Source organism: Sphingomonas sp. GlSt437 (assembly GCF_048015635.2).
Classification (GTDB): domain Bacteria; phylum Pseudomonadota; class Alphaproteobacteria; order Sphingomonadales; family Sphingomonadaceae; genus Sphingomonas.
Genome location: NZ_JBPGYA010000001.1, coordinates 1,602,053 through 1,620,530 on the forward strand (window position 1 = coordinate 1,602,053; position 18,478 = coordinate 1,620,530).

Annotated in this window: 16 protein-coding genes and 1 other RNA gene; 8 read left to right on the plus strand and 9 right to left on the minus strand. The window is 66.2% G+C overall.

Annotation, left to right across the window (positions count from 1 at the left end; all coding sequences use genetic code 11):
• Nucleotides 1–39: 39 nt before the first annotated feature.
• On the plus strand, nt 40–480 hold the full coding sequence (gene mscL, locus ACLB0R_RS07900; protein WP_416642721.1) for a large conductance mechanosensitive channel protein MscL: 441 nt from the start codon (nt 40–42) through the stop codon (nt 478–480).
• Between the two features lie 7 nt (nt 481–487).
• Here the strand turns inward: mscL and ACLB0R_RS07905 are convergent, their stop codons facing one another.
• A complete protein-coding gene (locus ACLB0R_RS07905; RefSeq protein ID WP_416642722.1) occupies nt 488–919 on the minus strand; it encodes an RrF2 family transcriptional regulator in 432 nt (143 codons plus the stop codon).
• 43 nt (nt 920–962) lie between these two features.
• Here ACLB0R_RS07905 and ssrA point away from each other — a divergent pair.
• Nucleotides 963–1,331: a transfer-messenger RNA gene (gene ssrA, locus ACLB0R_RS07910) on the plus strand.
• Nucleotides 1,332–1,400: 69 nt separating this feature from the next.
• Here the strand turns inward: ssrA and ACLB0R_RS07915 are convergent.
• The 3 genes from ACLB0R_RS07915 to ACLB0R_RS07925 are packed head-to-tail and all read right to left on the minus strand — an operon-like array spanning nt 1,401 to nt 3,957.
• Nucleotides 1,401–2,411 carry a DUF2891 domain-containing protein gene (locus ACLB0R_RS07915; RefSeq protein ID WP_416642723.1) on the minus strand — a complete coding sequence of 337 codons (1,011 nt, stop codon included), beginning with the start codon at nt 2,409–2,411 and terminating at the stop codon, nt 1,401–1,403.
• A complete protein-coding gene (locus tag ACLB0R_RS07920; protein WP_416643040.1) occupies nt 2,408–3,316 on the minus strand; it encodes a 5-oxoproline transporter, DUF979 family subunit in 909 nt (302 codons plus the stop codon). Before ACLB0R_RS07920 ends, ACLB0R_RS07915 begins: the two co-directional genes overlap by 4 nt.
• Complete coding sequence (locus ACLB0R_RS07925) at nt 3,313–3,957, minus strand: DUF969 domain-containing protein (RefSeq protein WP_416642724.1); 645 nt, start codon at nt 3,955–3,957, stop codon at nt 3,313–3,315. Before ACLB0R_RS07925 ends, ACLB0R_RS07920 begins: the two co-directional genes overlap by 4 nt.
• Nucleotides 3,958–4,071: 114 nt before the next feature.
• On the opposite strand from ACLB0R_RS07925, the gene ACLB0R_RS07930 reads away from it, so the two are divergent.
• Nucleotides 4,072–7,620: a hydantoinase B/oxoprolinase family protein gene (locus tag ACLB0R_RS07930; protein ID WP_416642725.1), complete on the plus strand. Its 3,549-nt coding sequence runs from the start codon at nt 4,072–4,074 to the stop codon at nt 7,618–7,620.
• Between the two features lie 24 nt (nt 7,621–7,644).
• Here ACLB0R_RS07930 and ACLB0R_RS07935 read toward each other — a convergent pair whose 3' ends face one another.
• The 4 genes from ACLB0R_RS07935 to murI form a co-directional block, all read right to left on the minus strand.
• Nucleotides 7,645–9,252 carry a phytoene desaturase family protein gene (locus ACLB0R_RS07935; protein WP_416642726.1) on the minus strand — a complete coding sequence of 536 codons (1,608 nt, stop codon included), beginning with the start codon at nt 9,250–9,252 and terminating at the stop codon, nt 7,645–7,647.
• Between the two features lie 113 nt (nt 9,253–9,365).
• Nucleotides 9,366–10,550, minus strand: a complete 1,185-nt coding sequence (locus ACLB0R_RS07940) for an aromatic ring-hydroxylating oxygenase subunit alpha (protein WP_416642727.1) — start codon at nt 10,548–10,550, stop codon at nt 9,366–9,368.
• 4 nt (nt 10,551–10,554) lie between these two features.
• Nucleotides 10,555–11,793 carry a 5-aminolevulinate synthase gene (hemA, locus tag ACLB0R_RS07945; protein ID WP_416642728.1) on the minus strand — a complete coding sequence of 413 codons (1,239 nt, stop codon included), beginning with the start codon at nt 11,791–11,793 and terminating at the stop codon, nt 10,555–10,557.
• A gap of 56 nt (nt 11,794–11,849) precedes the next feature.
• Nucleotides 11,850–12,647: a glutamate racemase gene (gene murI, locus ACLB0R_RS07950; protein ID WP_416643041.1), complete on the minus strand. Its 798-nt coding sequence runs from the start codon at nt 12,645–12,647 to the stop codon at nt 11,850–11,852.
• A gap of 118 nt (nt 12,648–12,765) precedes the next feature.
• Here murI and plsY point away from each other — a divergent pair, with 118 nt between their 5' ends.
• The 5 genes from plsY (at nt 12,766) to topA (ending at nt 18,022) form a co-directional block, all read left to right on the plus strand.
• A complete protein-coding gene (gene plsY, locus ACLB0R_RS07955) occupies nt 12,766–13,371 on the plus strand; it encodes a glycerol-3-phosphate 1-O-acyltransferase PlsY (protein ID WP_416642729.1) in 606 nt (201 codons plus the stop codon).
• Nucleotides 13,364–14,443: a DNA-processing protein DprA gene (gene dprA / locus ACLB0R_RS07960; RefSeq protein WP_416642730.1), complete on the plus strand. Its 1,080-nt coding sequence runs from the start codon at nt 13,364–13,366 to the stop codon at nt 14,441–14,443. The genes plsY and dprA overlap by 8 nt, the downstream gene beginning before the upstream one ends.
• Nucleotides 14,444–14,454: 11 nt before the next feature.
• Complete coding sequence (locus tag ACLB0R_RS07965; protein WP_416642731.1) at nt 14,455–14,820, plus strand: hypothetical protein; 366 nt, start codon at nt 14,455–14,457, stop codon at nt 14,818–14,820.
• 73 nt (nt 14,821–14,893) lie between these two features.
• Nucleotides 14,894–15,409 carry a hypothetical protein gene (locus ACLB0R_RS07970; RefSeq protein WP_416642732.1) on the plus strand — a complete coding sequence of 172 codons (516 nt, stop codon included), beginning with the start codon at nt 14,894–14,896 and terminating at the stop codon, nt 15,407–15,409.
• 72 nt (nt 15,410–15,481) lie between these two features.
• Nucleotides 15,482–18,022: a type I DNA topoisomerase gene (gene topA / locus ACLB0R_RS07975; protein ID WP_416642733.1), complete on the plus strand. Its 2,541-nt coding sequence runs from the start codon at nt 15,482–15,484 to the stop codon at nt 18,020–18,022.
• Here the strand turns inward: topA and ACLB0R_RS07980 are convergent.
• Nucleotides 18,019–18,423, minus strand: a complete 405-nt coding sequence (locus ACLB0R_RS07980) for an MAPEG family protein (protein ID WP_416642734.1) — start codon at nt 18,421–18,423, stop codon at nt 18,019–18,021. The two genes, topA and ACLB0R_RS07980, sit on opposite strands and share 4 nt — an antisense overlap.
• Nucleotides 18,424–18,478 lie beyond the last annotated feature (55 nt).

Genomic DNA, 18,478 nt, shown 5'->3' on the forward strand with positions numbered 1-18,478 from the left:
CACGCCGGACCGGTGTGTTACATGAGGAGGACAGCGGGGATGTTCAAGGAGTTTCGCGCATTTATCAGTCGCGGCAACGTGCTGGACCTCGCTGTGGCGGTCATCATCGGTGCCGCCTTCGGCAAGATCGTGACCTCACTGACCGATGACATCATCATGCCGGTGATCGGCAAGCTGTTCGGTGGGCTCGATTTTTCCAGCTATTTCGTCGTGATGGGGCCGGTGCCGGGAAGCTATAAGGGCTCGCTGAGCGATTATGCCGCGCTCAAGAAGGCGGGCGTGCCGTTGCTCGGCTATGGCGAGTTCGTGACTCAGGCGGTCAACTTTGTCATCATCGCCTTCATCATCTTCCTGCTCGTCCGCGCCGCCAATCGCGGCATGACCAAGCCCGAGCCCGAGGCGGCCGCGCCGGCACCCGAGCCCGCTGACGTGGTGCTGCTGCGTGAAATCAGGGATGCGTTGACAGCGCCGCGCGGCTGAAAGGCGATCAGGCTGCCGCCAGATCCTCGGCTGTGGCATCGGCCAGGCTGGTGCCATCAAGGATTCGGGCGGTCTCGTCGCGCACGCGCATCATGGCGTGGCGGATCGCGCAGCTCGCTTCGTCATGGCAATCCGCACAGCGTTTGTACGCCGTGCGGCTGACGCATGGCACGAGCGCCAGCGGCCCTTCGATGACGCGGATGATCTCGCCCAGCGAAATCAAGTGCTTGGGGCGGGACAATGTGTAGCCGCCCAGCTTGCCGCGATGGCTGATCAGGAAGCCCGCTTCGCGCAGATCCGCCAGAATGAGCTCAAGGAACTTCTTCGGCACGTTTGCCTCGCGCGCGATCCGCGTCATCGGGATGGGATCGGCCCCTTTGGGGGTTTGCGCCAGAAACAACATCGCGCGCAGCGCGTAACGGGAACGCTGTGTCAACATAGTGGAACACCCTATGCACGCTTAATGTGGCGAGCGAAAGGCGGGCTTTTCATTAATTTCCCCGCGCCTATATAACCAAGTTGCCGGGTTCGCCCGGCTATGGCGATAAACGGCGGCGCGAACTAGGCGCAGCGGACCCGGGGGCAGTACCCGGCGGCTCCACCAGGTAAGCCGGTTGGCCAGCACGCGTGAAGCGTGCCGGCCGAGCGGCTCAGCTGATGGGGCCGAACCAGGATCGACGTGTGTTGAACGGCGCTGTCTTTTGCTCGGAATGGGACCACCGTGACGGCCCATACACAAGTGCCAACGATAACGAGGCGCTCGCGATTGCGGCCTAACCCAAGTCCTCACGGACTAGGTTAGTCAGACAAAAGCGCGGTTCGGGCCACACCGGGCAACAGAAGTGGATTCCAGCGGCTGCCGGAGGGGCCGGGCAACAGAACCCTCCGGAACCTCTCCTTTAGGGATTGGACGGAGCGAGTTAACCCTCGCCCGCCGCCAGCGCGAGCAGCGCGAGCAGCGCGAAGCTCGCCAGCCAGTGCGTGCCCATATAATCATCGGCAATGTGCGGTAGGCTCGCCGCGATGTGGCGGGTGGCTGCATCCATGGCGACCGCGCTGATCGGGTAATCGCGGCCGAGCGCGCTCGCGACAAGCCGCCAGCACCAGGCGCGGCTGAGATTGAGGCCATCCAAGTGCGCGATCTTGCCGTCGCTGCGATCGGATACCGTGGCGGGGGTGAAGAGGGTGGCCGGCTTGCCGCTCGCAAGCTCGGGCAAAAACGCGGCGAACCAGGTCGCAAAATCGCTCTCGCCCAGCACCCGGCTCATCAGTGCCGCCTCGATCAACGACGGCGAAAGGAATTCGTCGCCGCCCGGCTCCCATGCCTGACAGCCTGCATCGCCAAGGAACCAGTCGCGCGCCCGAGCCTCGATCAGCCGTTCCAGATCGGCATCGTGCGCCCGCGCCCAATCCAGCGCGAGCAGCAGCGCGAAGGCAGTGTTGCCATGGGTGCCGGTACGGATCGGATAGGTCAGCTTGGGGAGGAATGTTTTGAAGCGCGTCGCGAATGCCTCGGCCAATGGCGCGAGTGCGGCCCCCCACGGTGCCTCGTGCCTCGCCGCCTCGCCGTGCAGCGCGAGTGCCCAGGCCCAGCCATAAGGCCGCTCGAACCCCGCGCTGCCCGGGCGCTGGAGGTAAGCGACTTCCGCCACAACCTTGGCTGGCGTCAGCATCGCGTCAGCGCGGGCGCGGACCACTGCCGCCGATGGATTGTGCGGGTAGAGCCGCGCCAGCCGTAGCACTTGCCACCAGCCATGGACGCAGCTGTGCCAATCAAAACTGCCGAAAAAGATCGGGTGGAGCGCAGCCGGCGTTGCCGCATCCTCTGGTCCGTTCATCACGTGATCGAGCTTGTGCGGATATTCCTGGCCGAGATGGCCGAGCGTCAGCGTCGCGAAGCGCTCGGCGAGGGCGGCATCGAGTTCGGTCATCGGATCACCAGCCAGAGCAGCGCGATGTTGAAGGCGAGCAGCAGCAGCGCCGTCGGAATCTGCGCGCGGATGACCCCGTAGCGGTTGGGCAGGTTGAGCAGTGCCGCCGGCACCAGATTGAAGTTCGCCGCCATCGGCGTCATCAACGTGCCGCAGAACCCCGCCAGCATGCCGATCGCCGCGACCCGCGCCGGATCGGCGCCATGGCCGTGGATCAGCAGCGGCAGCGCGATCGCGGTCGCCATCACCGGAAAGGCGGCGAAGGCATTGCCGGTCACCATCGTCAGCAGCGCCATACCGAACCCATAGCCGACGACCGCGCCGAGCACATTGCCGGCAGGAATGATGTGCCCGGCAAGCCCACCGACGACATCACCCAGTTTGGCGAGCGCGAACACCGCTCCCAGGCTTGCCAGCATCTGCGGCAGCACGACGACCGCGCCGATATCGTCAATCATCCTCAGCCCCTCGCGGAATGGCGCGACGAGGCCGGGCCTAAGCCACCAATAACAGACGCCAAGCGCGAGCAGCGCGCCGAGAACGACGGCGACCAGCGTTGCCTGTTTGGGATCGATGATCGCGGGCAGCTGCTTGAAAGCGAGCGTGCCGATGATCGCGACCGCCGGAATCAGCAAAGCCGGGGCGAACAGCCACGCACCGCGTGGCGCGATGGCCGCGCCACCGTCGGCTTGGCGCGAGGCCAGTCTACCCGACGCCACGATAAGGACGATCGCCACGACCAGCACGCCATTGCCGACATCGCCGAGCACGTCACCAAGCGCGAAACTGATCGCGAGCAGCAGGTGAAACAGGCCATTGCGCCAGCGCCGCTCGGCAAACCCAAGCACCGCGAACGCCAGGAACATCACTGCCGTGACGGGATAAACGAGATTGAGCCCGATCATCGTCGCGCCGCCCGACGATCGAGCAGCCACAGCCGCGTCGCGTGGATCACGAGTGCCGCGATTGCGGTCGGGATCGCCCAGGCGGAAAGCTGGAACGGCTCGACCGCGATGCCATAGCCCTGGAGCACGCCTTTCATCAGCAGGATAGAGCCGATCGCGATGAAGATGTCCTCGCCGAAGAACAGCCCGATATTGTCGGTCGCCGCTGCCAGCGCGCGCAACTCTTCCGGCGCGTGCTGCCGGTCGCTGTCGGCGGCCTCGGCCATCGGCGCGACCAGCGGGCGGACGGTCTGCGCGTGGCCCGCAATCGCCGTCAGCCCCAGCGCCGCGGTGATCTGGCGAAAAGCGAGATAGGCGATCAGCAGCCGCCCCGGTTTTGCCCCGCGCATCCGCTCGACGAGCTGTGCTGCCTGCGCGCGCAGGCCATTGCGTTCGAGCAGCCCGATGATCGGCAGGACGAGATAGATCACCGTTACGAAGCGGTTGTCATTGAACGCCTTGCCGAAGACGGCGAGGATTTTCAGCGGGTCGAGCCCGGCGGCCAGGCCCGTCACCAGCGCTGACAGCGCCACCACGAGCAGCGGATTGAAGCGCAACAGGAAGCCGAGCACGATGACGGCGATGCCGCTCAGCACGAGCATCTAGCGGTCGATCCGGCCTGGCATGGTGCGCCCCATGACGCGAGCCTAACCAGCCAAGCGACCCGGCGCCAGCGGCTCTTACATCGCGCCCAAATTTCTGCGAAGGACGCGGCGATGACGCAGCGGGGCTGGCAATTCTGGGTCGATCGCGGCGGCACCTTCACCGATCTCGTCGCGCGCCGACCCGATGGCAGCATCGTGACCGCCAAGCTGCTCTCCCAAGATGCGCGCTATGCCGATGCCGTGATCGAAGGGATCATGCGGCTGACGGCGGCGCACGGCGCAACGCTGGCCGATGTCGAGACGGTCAGGATGGGGACCACCGTCGCCACCAATGCATTGCTCGAGCGCAAGGGCGAGCCGACGCTGCTCGCGATCACGCGCGGCTTTGGCGATGCGTTGCGCATCGGCCATCAGGCGCGACCGGAGATTTTCGCCAAGCACATCGTGCTGCCCGAACAGGCCTATGCCGCTATTGTCGAGATCGACGAACGGGTAACGGCGACCGGCGAAGTGCTCCGTCCGCTCGACGAGCAGGCGGCCCGCGCCGCGCTGGCGAAGGCTTTCGCCCAAGGTTTTCGCTCGATCGCGATCGTGCTGATGCACGGCTACCGCTACACTGCGCACGAGGCGCGGCTGGCGGCAATGGCGCGCGAGATCGGCTTTATTCAAATCTCGGTCAGCCATGAAGTGACACCGCTCGTCAAGCTGGTCGGTCGCGGCGAGACGAGCGTCGTCGACGCGTATCTGTCGCCCGTGCTCGATCGTTATGTGCAGTGCGTTGCGGGTGCACTGGGCGATACCGAGCTGTTGTTCATGCAATCGAATGGCGGCCTGTGCGGCGCGGCCAGCTTTCGCGGCAAGGATGCGATCCTGTCCGGCCCGGCGGGCGGGATCGTCGGCATGGCGGAAACGGCACGGCTCGCCGGCATCGATCGCGTCATCGGCTTCGACATGGGTGGCACCTCGACCGATGTGTCGCACTTCGCCGGCGATTATGAGCGCACCGGCGAGGCCGTCGTCGCCGGCTTACGCGTACGCGCGCCGATGCTGCAGATCGAAACCGTCGCGGCAGGCGGCGGCTCGGTCTGCTGGTTCGATGGGATGCGGCTGCGCGTCGGCCCGCATTCGGCAGGCGCTGATCCGGGACCGGCCTGTTATCGGCGCGGCGGGCCGCTGACGATCACCGATTGCAACCTGCTCCTCGGGCGGTTGCAGCCGGATCATTTCCCGGCGCTGTTCGGCCCCAATGGCGACCAGCCGATCGATGCCGATGTCGTCCGCGAGAAATTTGCGGCGCTGGCGGCCGAGGTGGGCTCGACACCCGAGCGGCTCGCCGCGGGCTTCATCGAGATCGCCAACGACGCGATGGCGAGCGCGATCCGCACCATTTCGGTCGCGCGCGGGCATGATCTGGCGCGCTATGCGCTGGCGAGCTTTGGCGGCGCAGGTGGTCAGCATGCCTGCGCGATCGCCGATATCCTTGGCATCGATCGCGTGATGATCCACCCGCTCGCCGGGGTGCTGTCGGCGTTCGGCATGGGGCTGGCGGCGCACCGCGTGATCCGCGAGCGCGCGATTGCCTTGCCGCCGGCGTCGGAACGCGAGGTGATGGCGGTGCTCGACGCGCTGGCGGCAGAAGCCGCCGCCGCCTTGGCGAGCGAAGGCGTCGCGCTTGACCGCATTGAGCGCCGCCTGCGGCTGCGCTACGCCAATGCCGATACGACGCTGACAATCGATGCCGCGCCGTACGACACGCTGGTCGACCGCTTCACGCGTGCCCACGCCGCGCGCTTCGGCTTTGCCGAGCCGGGCGTGGCGATCATCGTCGAAGCGGGCGAGGCCGAGGCGATCGGGCAATCGGCGGCGGCGGAAGCGCGGTTTGTGACCGGCACCGGGCGCCCGGACGCCGTCCCGATGACCCTGCAGAGCGATGCTGGCGCCGTTCCCGCGCCGCTGTTCGACCGGGCGACCCTCCCCGGTGGCTGGTCGGTCGAGGGACCCGCCGTGATCGTCGATGCCTCGGGCACCACCTTCGTCGCTCCCGGCTGGTCGGCGCGGATCGATGCCGATGCCAATCTGATGCTCGATCGCACGGCGCCGCGCGCCCGCCGTGCTGCCGCCGGCACCGAGGTCGATCCGGTGCGGCTCGAGCTGTTCGCCAATCTGTTCATGAGTATTGCCGAGCAGATGGGGGTTGCGCTGCAGCAGACCGCCTGGTCGGTCAACATCAAGGAACGGCTGGATTTCAGCTGCGCGCTGTTCGATGCCGATGGCCAGCTGATCGCCAACGCGCCGCACATGCCCGTTCATCTGGGCTCGATGGGGGAGAGCATCCGCGCCATCATCACCAGCCGCTCAGGCACGATGCGGCCGGGCGATGTTTTTGCGCATAACGACCCCTATCAGGGTGGCACCCACCTGCCCGACGTGACCGTCATCATGCCGGTTTTCGTCGATGGCTCTGAGCCCGACTTTTACGTCGCCGCGCGCGGGCACCAGGCCGATATCGGCGGTTTGACGCCGGGATCGATGCCGGCCGACAGTCGCCGGATCGAGGATGAGGGCGTGCTGATCCGCGATTTGCGGCTCGTCGATGCCGGGCGGTTGGACGAGGCGGCGTTGCGCGATCTGCTCGGCTCGGGCGCATGGCCGGCGCGCAATCCTGACCAGAATGTCGGCGACATCCGCGCCCAGATCGCCGCCTGCGCGCGTGGTGCCGAGGCGTTGCGCGCGGCGGTCGACGAGCATGGCCTCGCCGTCGTCCATGCCTATATGCGTCACGTTCGCGCCAATGCGGAGGAGATGGTCCGCCGGTTGCTGGCGCGGCTCGATGACGGCGCATTCCGCTACGAGATGGACAATGGCGCGGTCGTCGCGGTCAGCGTTACGGTCGATCGCGCGCGGCGCAGTGCGGTCGTCGATTTTACCGGCACCAGCTCGCAGCGCGACGACAATTTCAACGCACCCTCGTCGATCGCGCGGGCGGCGCTGCTTTATGTCATCCGCGTGATGGTCGACGAGGCGATTCCGCTCAACGATGGCTGTCTGGTGCCGTTCGATATTCGCCTGCCCGAGGACTGCCTGCTCAACCCGCGCTGGCCGGCGGCGGTGGTGGCGGGCAATGTTGAGACGAGCCAGGTCGTTACCGACGCGTTGTTTGGCGCGTTCGGCGCGATGGCCGCGGCGCAGGGCACGATGAACAACTTCACCTTCGGCGACGGCGAGCGGCAATATTACGAGACGGTCGCCGGCGGCGCCGGAGCGGGTCCCGATTTCCCCGGTGCCTCGGCGGTGCAGACGCACATGACCAACAGCCGGATGACCGATCCCGAAGTGATCGAGCAGCGCTTCCCCGTGCTGATCGAGGAATTTGCGATCCGTCGCGGCTCGGGGGGCGCGGGTGCGCAGCCGGGCGGCGATGGCGTACGGCGGCGCATCCGCTTCCTGGCGCCGATGACCGCGACGATCCTCGCCAATCGGCGTCGCGTCGCGCCGTTCGGCCTTGAGGGCGGCGAGAATGGCGCGCCGGGTCGGTCATGGGTCGAGCGGGTCGACGGCCGGGTTGAGATGCTTGCCTCGGCCGCAAGCACTGCCATGGCGCCCGGCGACATCTTCGTTACCGAAACGCCGGGTGGCGGCGGTTTCGGGGCGCCAGACTAGGCAAATGGGCGGGTTACCGGTTGATCAACCGAATAATCTGCCCAGCACCGACCGGTCACGTAGGATTTCGTGCGCGCAATTATGCCCCGGCGCGCCGGTCACCCCGCCGCCGGGATGCGTGCCCGATCCGCACATGTAGAGCCCCTTGATCGGCCCGCGATAATCGCCGTGGCCCAGCACTGGCCGCGCGGCCCAAAGCTGGTCGAGGCTCATCCGGCCATGGAAGATGTCGCCGCCGATCAGCCCGAATTTGCGTTCGAGATCGAGCGGCGAATGGATTTGCCGCGCGATGACCGCCGCTTTGAAATTGGGCGCATGCTGGGTGACGGTGTCGATAATGTGATCAGCGACGGTCTCGCGCACATCGTCCCAGCTTTGCCCGCCGGGCAGCTCGGGCGCGAATTGCTGGCAAAACAGGCTGGCGACGTGCGCGCCCGGTGGCGCCAGGCTGTCATCGACGGTCGAGGGGATTTTGATCTCGATAATCGGCGCCTTCGACCAGCCATGGACGCGGGCATCGTCATACGCCCGGTCCATATAATCCATCCTCGGCGCGATGATGATGCCGGCGGTGTGGTGCTCGGCCTTGTCCTTGCCGGGCAGTACCGTGAAGTCGGGGAGCTCGGACAGCGCAACGTTCATCCGGAACGTGCCCGATCCTGCCTTGTAGCCGTCCATCGCCCGGCGGAAATCGGGTGCGAGATCATTGGCCGCGATCAGCTGGCGATAGAGCAGCGCCGGACCGACATTGGCAGCAACCAGCGGCGCGGCGATTTCCTCGCCGCCTGCCAGCCGCACGCCGGCGACGCGGCCGCCATCGACGAGCAGCTGCGCGACCGGCGTCTCCAGGCTGATCTCCACGCCCGCGTCGCGGCACGCCGAAGCCATCGCCTGAGTGATCGCGCCCATGCCGCCGACCGAATGGCCCCACGCGCCTTTCTTGCCGTTCACTTCGCCGAACACGTGGTGAAGCAGGACATAGGCCGATCCGGGCGTCGACACGCCCGCGAAATTGCCGACCACTGCGTCGAAAGCGAAGGCGGAACGGACATGATCGTCTTCATACCAGCCTTCCAGAAACTCGCGGGCCGATTTGACGAACATCGCGAGCACGTCGCGCTGCGCCTCGATGTCCATTCCCGCAAGCCGCCGCCCTTGCGCCGCCGCACTCAGCAGCGCGCGGATGCCGCCGCCGGCATTGGGCGGCGTCTTGAGCGACAGATCGCGCAGCACTTCCGCCACGCGCTCCAGTGCTGCTCCGTAGGCGGGAAACGCCTCCGCATCCTTCTGGCTGAACCGCGCGAATTCGGCCTGGGTGCGCGCGGTGCCGCCGCCGAGCTTCAAATAAGTGTCGGGAAAGGGGAAGAAATTGCTGATCGTCCGCTCGATGATGCGGAAGCCGCGATCGTGCAGCCTCATGTCGGCGATCACCTTGGGGCGGAGCAGGCTGACGGTGTAGCTGGCGGTCGAGTTGCGAAAACCCGGGTGGAATTCCTCGGTCACGCACGCGCCGCCGATGATATCGCGCCGCTCCAGCACGCGCACCTTCAGCCCCGCGCGGGCCAGATAAAAGGCGCAGACCAACCCGTTATGCCCGCCGCCGATGATGAGCGCATCGTACGATTTGGTCATCCGTCTCTATCCCCACCCAGTTCTTGGATGTCACCCCAGCGTAAGCTGGGGTCGTTGGCCGGTCAGGGCATCAATTGCAAGCGGCCCCAGCTTTCGGTGGGGCGACGCGGGGATCAAGCCCCCCGCACCCGCCGGCTCCACCCCGGCGGCGGCGCGCGATGCTGGCGCGCTTCGGGGATGATCGCCCGTATCTTGCGCGCGAAGCTGCGCAGGCACACTTCGCTCGCGCCGATCGGCCCGGCGGTGTAGGTCGCCGAGGCCATGCCCTGCTGCACCCGCTCGATCAGCCAGGTATCCTCGGTATTGACGGTGCGGTTGATCCGCCAATTGGCATAGCGGACGAGCTTCATCTCGCGGCGGTCATCGGGCAGCGAGAAGGCCATTTCGCGCAGCACGCAAGTCGTCGGCGTCAGCGGCAACCACTGCATGAAGTCGATCTGGTCGGCATAGATGTCGAACGCGATATTGGGCCACAGCTTGAAATAGAGCCAGAGCCGCTGGTTTCCGTCAGGCAGGTGCGGTGCATGGGGCAGATGCGTCTGGTAGAAACGCTCCCAGAAATCCTCGCTCGGCCGGTCCTGCAGATAGCCCGACATCTTGTCGACCCAAGGCTGCGCCTCGATCGCATAGCTTTTGCCGAACAGCCGCGTCAGGCCGGGATGCGCGACAGGGATGTGGAGATTATCCGAATAATTATCGCCGACATTCTTCCAGTTGACCGCGCGCTCGCGCAGCCGGACATCGCTGATCCGCCGCATCTCCTCGAAGCGATAGGGCGCGATTTCGGCGTCATATGGCGCCATCATCGCGGCGACCGACGGCCCGCCATCATCCTCCAGCCGCACGAACACGAACCCGCGCCAGATTTCGACCTCCACCGGGGCGAGGCCGTTGTCTTCCAGCTTCAGCGCCGGATAATCGCGCCGCATCGGCACGCCCGACAAGCGACCGTCCAGCTCGTAAGTCCAGGCGTGATAGGGGCAGACGAGCTTCTTCGCGCAGCCGGCATGCCCCTCGACCAGCCGCATCGCGCGGTGGCGGCAGACATTGGCGAAGGCGCGCACCGCACCATCGTCGCCGCGCACGACGATGACGCTCTCGCCGATATAGTCGATGCTGCGCCAATCTCCCGGGTCCGCGATGTCGCTTTCATGGCAGACGATCTGCCAGGACGGGCGGATGACCCGCGCCATCTCGACCTCGAAATACTCCGGATCGGTGTAGAGCCAGCCGGGCAGGCTCCAATCGGCGTAGGGGTCGGTTTCGCCAGCGACGAGGTCAGCGAAAGCGCGCGCCACCTCCTCAGGCCGCGCGGCGCAAGTCGAGCCGGCCCCAGATTTCGCCGAGCGCCTGGGTCAGTTCGACCATCATTTCCTCGGTGTGCGCGGGCCCGGGAGTAAAGCGCAGCCGCTCGGTGCCGCGCGGGACGGTCGGGTAATTGATCGGCTGGACGTACACCCCGTACTCAGCGAGCAGGATATCGCTGATCTTCTTGGCTTTCACCGGATCGCCGACCATCAGTGGGACGATGTGCGTGTCACCGATCATCACTGGCAGCCCAGCATCGGCGAACATCGCCTTCAGCCGCGCCGCTGCCGCCTGCTGCCCGTCACGCTCGACGCTCGACGCCTTCAGGTGGCGCACGCTCGCCAGCACACCGGCGACGAGCACCGGCGACAGCGAGGTCGTGAAGATGAAGCCGGGGGCATAGCTGCGAATGACGTCGATGATCGTCTGGTCGGCGGCGATATAACCGCCCATCACCCCGAACGCCTTGCCCAGCGTTCCTTCGATGATCGTGATCCGGTGCGCGACCTCGTCGCGTTCCGAAACGCCGCCGCCGCGCGCGCCGTACATGCCGACGGCGTGGACTTCATCGAGATAGGTCAGCGCGTTATATTTGTCGGCGAGATCGCAGATCGCCGCGATCGGCGCAACATCGCCTTCCATCGAATAGACGCTCTCGAACGCAATAAGCTTGGGCGTCGCGGGGTCTTCCGCCGCCAGTAATTCTTCGAGATGCGCAACGTCGTTGTGGCGGAAAATGCGCTTCTCGCAGCCCGAATTACGGATGCCGGCTATCATGCTGGCGTGGTTCAGCTCGTCGGAGAAGATCACGCAGCCGGGCAGAATTTTGCCGAGCGTCGACAAGGTCGCGTCGTTGGAGACATAGCCGCTGGTGAAGATCAGCGCGCCTTGCTTGCCGTGGAGATCGGCAAGCTCGGCTTCCAGATCGACATGGTAATGCGTGTTGCCGCCGATGTTGCGCGTGCCACCGCTGCCGGCGCCGACATCGTGCAGCGCTTCCTCCATCGCCGCGATCACCTTGGGGTGCTGGCCCATCGCGAGATAATCGTTCGAGCACCACACGGTGACGGGCTTTGGCCCGTTATGCCCCGCAAAGCAGCGCGCGTTCGGAAACGCGCCCTTGTTGCGCAGGATATCGATGAACACGCGATACCGGCCCTCGGCATGCAGCCGGTCGATCGCCTGGTTGAACACACGCGCATAATCGAGGCGCGGCAGACCCGAGTCCATCATGAGGCGGCTTCCTACCGATTCGCTGCCGGAAAATCCATAGGGGCGCAGGGCCAGGGTCAGAGCGCGTCGAGCTGGTCTAGGCCGTAGCGAGCCAGCGCGGGGGCGAGGGCGCGCTCGTCAGGGCCAAGACGGGTGAACACGGCGATGCCGGGGCCGGGCGCGGCGGGCCAGTCCTGTCCGTCGGTCAGGTATGCGACGCGGCGCGCGATGCCGGCGCTGCCATCGACAAACGCGACCCCATGGCCGCCAGCGGCACGGCGAAGCTCGGCGTCAACCAGCGGAAAATGGGTGCAGGCATTGACGATGACGTCGATGCGGTCGCCGCCCGGCTGCTCGAACAGCCCGGCCAGCGCGGCGGCGTAGCGGGCGGGGTCTACCGATCGCCCGTGCAGCGCATCCTCCGCCGCCTGCACCAGATCGGCCGAGCCGTGGCGCAGCACCGAGCAATCGGCGGCAAAGCGCGCCGACAGATCGTCGACATAGGGCTGGCGGACGGTCGCTTCGGTGCCGAGCACGCCAATCACGCGTGTCTTGCTCAGCTCGGCGGCGGGTTTGATCGCGGGCACGGTGCCGACAATCGGCAGATCGAGCGCGGCGCGCACGGCGGCAAGCGCGATGGTCGAGGCGGTGTTGCAGGCGATGACGATCAGGCGCGGGCGATAGCGCTCGGCCAGCCGCCCGAGCAGCGCCGGCACCCGCGCGGCAATCTCCGCCTCGCTCCTTGTGCCATAGGGAAAACCCGCCGAATCGGCGGCGTAGACGATCGGCGCCCTGGGCAGCAGCGCCCGTACCGGCGCCAGCACCGACAAGCCGCCGACGCCCGAGTCGAACAACAGGATCGGCCGGTCATCCATCGCGGCGGCCATAGCGCTCTCGCGGCGCGAGGCAAATCGGCGGTCACGGCACCGCCGGGTTTGACCTTGCCGCTGTCCCCTCCTTATGGTCGCGCCAGGCACCAAAGGGGACGCGGGCATGACGCCGACTTATCTGTGGCAGGCGCCCGCGCTGGCGTTGGCGCTCGGCTATCTGCTGGGCTCGATTCCCTTCGGCGTTATCCTCACGCGCGCGGCGGGTGCGGGTGATCTCCGCCAGATCGGCTCGGGCAATATCGGTGCGACCAATGTGCTGCGCACCGGCCGCAAGGGGCTGGCGGCAGCGACGCTGCTGCTCGACATGCTGAAGGGCACCGCCGCCGTGCTGATCGCGGCGCGGCTGACGCCGGGGCAAGAGGTCGTCGCGGCGGCGGGCGCCTTTATCGGCCATTGCTACCCCGTCTGGCTGCGCTTCCGGGGCGGCAAAGGGGTGGCGACGCTGATGGGGCTGTGCCTGGGCCTCTGCCCACCGATCGCCCTGGTCTATGCGGTCGTGTGGCTGGGGCTGCTCGCGCTGTTGCGGATTTCATCGCTCGCGGGGCTGACGGCGGCGTCGAGTGCACCGATCGCCGCGGCGATCATGGCGCGATACGACTTGCTGGCGCTGTTGGTCGGGCTGGCCGGGCTCGTCGTCTGGAAGCACCGCGCCAATATCGCGCGGTTGCTCGCGGGCACGGAGCCGCGCGTTGGTGCGCGCAGTGGATGACGCCGTCGATCGGCTGCGGCTGATCCGTTCCGCCCATATCGGCCCCGTCACTTACCGCCAGCTGATCGCGCGCTTCGGGACGGCGGCGCACGCGTTGGAGGCCGTACCGATGCTGGCGGCGCGCGGCGGCGGGCGAGCGCCGGTGCTGGCTGACCCGCGTGCCATCGAGCGCGAGCAGGCGCAGGTTGCGAAGCTCGGTGCGCGCTATCTGTTCCTCGATACCCCCGACTACCCGCGCCTGCTCGCCGAGCTGGAGAACGCGCCGCCCGCGCTCATCGTGCGCGGTGACACGGCACTGTTCGATCGCCACGGCGTTGCGCTGGTCGGTGCGCGCAATGCGTCCGCCGCTGCGATCCGCTTTGCGCGCGAGCTGGCGCACGCGCTGTCGGGGCCGGACATGGCGATCATCTCAGGCCTGGCGCGCGGCATCGACACCGCCGCGCACCAGGGCGCGATCGAGCGCGGGACCATTGCCGTCATCGCTTGTGGCATCGACATGGTCTTCCCGCCCGAAAACGCCGCGCTGCAGGCGCGCATCGCCAGCGAAGGCCTGCTCGTCACCGAATATCCGCCAGGCACCGAGCCGCTCGCGCGCCACTTCCCGCAGCGCAACCGTATCATCGCCGGGCTGGCGTTGGGGACCGTGGTGGTCGAGGCCGCGCCGAAGTCGGGTTCGCTGATCACCGCGCGGCTGGCGGCCGAGATGGGCCGCGAGGTGATGGCGGTGCCCGGAAGCCCGCTCGATCCGCGCGCACAGGGCTGCAACCTGTTGATCCGCGACGGCGCCACCCTGGTCCAGACCGCCGACGATATCCGCGAGCAGATCCGCCCGATCGATACGCGGATGCTGCGCGCGCCCGGTGATCGCTACACCGCGGCGCCCCCCGCTGACGCCGCCGACAGCGATCGCCGCACGATCACCGCGCTGCTCGGGCCCGTGCCGGTGCCGGTCGACGAACTGATCCGCCAGACCGCGCTGCCGCCGGCGATCGTGCAGACGGTGCTGCTCGAACTGGAACTGGCGGGCCGGCTGGAACGGCATGCCGGCGGGCGGGTGTCGTTAACCACTTGAAGGAGTCTGGCATGAAACGCGTTGGACTGGCGCAGGCGATTTATCGGGGCGCGGCGATCTATGGCATCCTGGTGCTGTTGCCGGTCTATTTCGCCGAGCGGCTGGCACCCGCGGACAAGCCGTTTACCCACCCCGAGATGCTCTACGGCTTTGTCGGCACCGCGCTCGCGATGCAGCTCGTCTATTGGACAATCGGTGGCGATCCCATCCGCTATCGCGCGCTGATGCCGATCAGCGTGCTTGCCAAGCTGGCGTTCGCCGTGCCCTGCGCGCTGCTGTTCGCCGCCGGTCGGCTTGACACGCTCCCTTTTGCGCTGTCGCAGATCGATACGCTCTTTGCGGGGCTGTTCTTCGTTCTATGGCGTCGGCAGCCGTAGAGCATTACGGTTGCCAGGATAAGCGGCAAGCAACAGACAGTTGTAATAAACATTTCTGCTCTAGAGGTGCGTCATGATCCGTGCGCTATTATTGTTGATGGTTTTCGCAAATGGCTCAGTCACGGCGGCAGCATCCGGCACGGATGAGGCATTGCCAACTGGGCATAGCACCGTAAGCTTTGTCTTCAGTCCCGATGGCAGCATAACGGCTTGCGATGTCGCCTCTGATCCCTTTTGGCAACATATCCCCAAGGAACGAACCTGCAATCGCCCGAATTGGGGCCGGAATATCGCTTTGACCTTTGGCATTAGTCTAGAAAAACTACGGCGCGGCCTGTTTCGCATTAGCGCGCTACAGGATGGCGACGAGCTTACCCCGATCACAAATTATGAATATCGAAAGGAAATGGGGCGGGTTGAGTTGCGCGTGACGCCCGAAGGCAAGCTTACCGACTGCAAGGTCCTTTCCGATCAAGGGTTCGGTAAATGTGACCCGTCGATCGAGACCGTTACCTTCGCGCTGCCGCCCGGCAAGCGGCCAACAAAGCTGACATTCGTTTGGGAGATTGCGGCAAGCACGCGCTCCTGAACCCGCTTGACGCTTTACCTCTAACCCCGCCACCCTCGCGCGTACACGTAAGGACCCCTAGATCGCGCGCATATGCAGCTTGTCATCGTCGAATCGCCCGCCAAGGCTAAAACCATCGAGAAATATCTCGGCGCCGATTATCGCGTGCTCGCGAGCTACGGCCATGTCCGCGATCTGCCCGCGAAGGACGGCTCGGTCGACCCCGAGCATGGCTTCGCGATGGATTGGGAAAATTACGCCGACAAGGCCAAGCAGCTCAAAGCCATCACCGACGAGGCCAAGAAAGCCGACCGGCTGATCCTCGCCACTGACCCCGATCGCGAAGGCGAAGCGATCAGCTGGCATGTGCAGGAAGTGCTGCGCGCAAGGAAGGCGCTGCCCAAGGCGGTCGAGCGGGTGACGTTCAACGCGATCACCAAGGCGACCGTCACCGAGGCGATGAAGCACCCGCGCGAACTCGATACCGATCTGATCGACGCCTATCGCGCGCGGCGTGCTCTCGATTATCTCGTCGGCTTCACCCTCTCCCCCGTGCTCTGGCGCAAGCTGCCCGGCGCGAAATCGGCGGGGCGCGTGCAATCGGTGGCGCTCAAGCTGATCGTCGAGCGCGAGCGCGAGATCGAAGCGTTCGTGCCGCAGGAATATTGGTCGGTCGTCGCCGATCTGGAACATGACGGCACGCCGTTCACCGCACGGCTGGTGCGCTGGAAGGGTGACAAGATCGACCGGCTGACGATTGGCCGTGAAGGCGATGCGCTCGCCGCCAAGGCCGATGTCGAGGCGGGGCGCTTTGCGGTCGCGTCGGTCGAGACCAAGCCCGCGACGCGCAACCCCGCGCCGCCTTTCACCACCTCGACGCTGCAGCAGGAAGCCGCGCGCAAGCTCGGCTTTTCCGCCAGCCACACGATGCGGATCGCGCAGCAACTCTACGAGGATGGCGCGATTACTTATATGCGCACCGACGGCGTGCAGATGGACGACAGTGCCATTTCCGCCGCGCGCAGGGCGGTCGCTGATCGCTATGACGCGAGCTACGTCCCTGACAGGCCGCGCCATTACCAGACCAAGGCCAAGAACGCGCAGGAAGCGCACGAAGCGATCCGCCCGACCGATTTCGGCCGTGACCGTGTCGGCTCGGGCGATCATGCGCGGCTTTATGACCTCATCTGGAAGCGGGCGCTGGCCAGCCAGATGGCTTCCGCGAGACTGGAGCGCACCACGGTCGAGCTGGTCGACGGGACTGGCCAGCACGCGCTGCGCGCCACTGGCCAGGTCGTGCTTTTCCCCGGCTATCTCGCCCTTTACGAGGAGGGCGCCGACGATAGCGCCGATGAGGAGTCGCGCCGGCTTCCCAAGCTCCGCGAAGGCGATGCGCCCGCCAAGAAGGGCGTGACCGCCGAGCAGCATTTCACGCAGCCGCCGCCGCGCTTTTCCGAGGCGTCGCTGGTCAAGCGGCTCGAAGAACTCGGCATCGGCCGGCCCTCCACCTATGCGTCGATCATCCAGACGCTCAAGGATCGCGCTTATGTGCGCATCGAGAAGAACCGCTTCTTCGCCGAAGAGAGCGGGCGGTTGGTGACGGCGTTCCTTGAGAGGTTTTTCGAGCGTTATGTCGGCTATGATTACACCGCCGGGCTCGAGGAGGAGCTTGACGATGTCTCGGGCGGGCGGGCGGCGTGGCAGGCGGTGCTCGAGGATTTCTGGCGCGACTTCAAACCGCGCACCCAGCAAGTGATGGACTTCAAGCCGAGCGAAGTCACCGCCGAGCTCGACAAGTTCCTCGGCCCCTATCTCTTCCCCGACAAGGGGGACGGCGGCGACCCCAGGCTATGCCCCAATTGCCACCAGGGCCGGCTGAGCCTGCGCGGCGGCAAGTTCGGCGCGTTCGTTGCCTGCTCCAATTACCCCGAATGCAAATATACCCGCCGCTTTGCACAGGCGGGCGGGCAGGCAGGCGAGGATACCGGACCGGAAGTGCTCGGCACCGATCCCGAGACCGGGCTGGAAGTCTCGCGTCGCTCGGGCCGGTTCGGGCCCTATGTCCAGTTGGGCGACGGCAAGGACGCCAAGCGCGCGTCGATTCCCAAGGATATCCCCGAGCTTGATCTCGATTGGGCGGTGAAATTGCTCTCGCTGCCGCGCACGATCGGCGCGCATCCCGAAACGGGCAAGGAAATTACCGCCTCGATTGGCCGGTACGGGCCCTATCTGGCGCATGACGGCAAATATGCGCGGCTGCAATCGACGGCAGAAGTGTTCGAAACCGGCATGAATGCCGCCGTCGTCAAGCTTGCCGAAGCGGCAGCTGGTGGCGGTCGCCCGCAGCGCGGATCGCGCGAGCCGTTGAAGCTGCTCGGCAAGCACCCGCGCACCGAGGCCGAGATCAAGCTGATGGAAGGCCGCTACGGTCCTTACGTCACCGACGGCACTACCAATGCGACACTCCCCAAGACGGTGGCACCCGACGCGTTGACGCTGGAAGAAGCCGCGCAACTGATCGACGCGCGTGCGGCGGCGGCGCCTGCCAAGGGCAAGAAGCCTGCCCGGAAGGCAGCGGCGAAAAAATCGGCCGGGGCCAAATCGACAGCGAAAAAAGCCAAAAAGTCCACCTAGCTCATTGTCTGGAGCACGGACGCCACGAGCCAGAGCGCCATCACCGCGAGGATCAGCAGCGTCGCGACGATCCCGACCGCTCGCGGCCAGGGTGGTGGCGGGCCGGGCGGCGCGAACAGGCCGACCGCGTTGAGCAGCCGCGCGGCGACGAACCCCGCCGCCAGACCGCCCAGCAGCACGTGGTTGACGCCGCTCGCTTCGAGCAGCCCGGTCAGCGTGATGCCGATCGGCATATATTCGGCGAGGTTGCCATGCGCACGGATGGCAGAGGTCAGAGGTTGCTGACCCGCGTCGCCAAAAGCAGCGCCGTAGCGCATGCGCAAGATGATGGTAGCGATCGCCAAGGCGACCAGCAGCAGCGCTAAAGCAGCGGCCATCAGCGCGGTAATGTAAAGATGCATGGCCCCTCCTGTTCGGAGCGGCAGGCTAAAGGGCGAAGCTGTGCCCGGCAACGAC

What these genes read in the sequence shown, in the direction of transcription:
- hemA (WP_416642728.1), bottom strand. Translation starts at nt 11,793, where the DNA reads ATGATGGACTCGGGTCTGCCGCGCCTCGATTATGCGCGTGTGTTCAAC.
- ACLB0R_RS07970 (WP_416642732.1), top strand. Translation starts at nt 14,894, where the DNA reads ATGATCCGTGCGCTATTATTGTTGATGGTTTTCGCAAATGGCTCAGTC.
- ACLB0R_RS07935 (WP_416642726.1), bottom strand. Translation starts at nt 9,252, where the DNA reads ATGACCAAATCGTACGATGCGCTCATCATCGGCGGCGGGCATAACGGG.
- topA (WP_416642733.1), top strand. Translation starts at nt 15,482, where the DNA reads ATGCAGCTTGTCATCGTCGAATCGCCCGCCAAGGCTAAAACCATCGAG.
- plsY (WP_416642729.1), top strand. Translation starts at nt 12,766, where the DNA reads ATGACGCCGACTTATCTGTGGCAGGCGCCCGCGCTGGCGTTGGCGCTC.
- mscL (WP_416642721.1), top strand. Translation starts at nt 40, where the DNA reads ATGTTCAAGGAGTTTCGCGCATTTATCAGTCGCGGCAACGTGCTGGAC.
- ACLB0R_RS07965 (WP_416642731.1), top strand. Translation starts at nt 14,455, where the DNA reads ATGAAACGCGTTGGACTGGCGCAGGCGATTTATCGGGGCGCGGCGATC.
- ACLB0R_RS07920 (WP_416643040.1), bottom strand. Translation starts at nt 3,316, where the DNA reads ATGATCGGGCTCAATCTCGTTTATCCCGTCACGGCAGTGATGTTCCTG.
- murI (WP_416643041.1), bottom strand. Translation starts at nt 12,647, where the DNA reads ATGGATGACCGGCCGATCCTGTTGTTCGACTCGGGCGTCGGCGGCTTG.
- ACLB0R_RS07905 (WP_416642722.1), bottom strand. Translation starts at nt 919, where the DNA reads ATGTTGACACAGCGTTCCCGTTACGCGCTGCGCGCGATGTTGTTTCTG.
- ACLB0R_RS07930 (WP_416642725.1), top strand. Translation starts at nt 4,072, where the DNA reads ATGACGCAGCGGGGCTGGCAATTCTGGGTCGATCGCGGCGGCACCTTC.
- ACLB0R_RS07925 (WP_416642724.1), bottom strand. Translation starts at nt 3,957, where the DNA reads ATGCTCGTGCTGAGCGGCATCGCCGTCATCGTGCTCGGCTTCCTGTTG.
- ACLB0R_RS07980 (WP_416642734.1), bottom strand. Translation starts at nt 18,423, where the DNA reads ATGCATCTTTACATTACCGCGCTGATGGCCGCTGCTTTAGCGCTGCTG.
- ACLB0R_RS07915 (WP_416642723.1), bottom strand. Translation starts at nt 2,411, where the DNA reads ATGACCGAACTCGATGCCGCCCTCGCCGAGCGCTTCGCGACGCTGACG.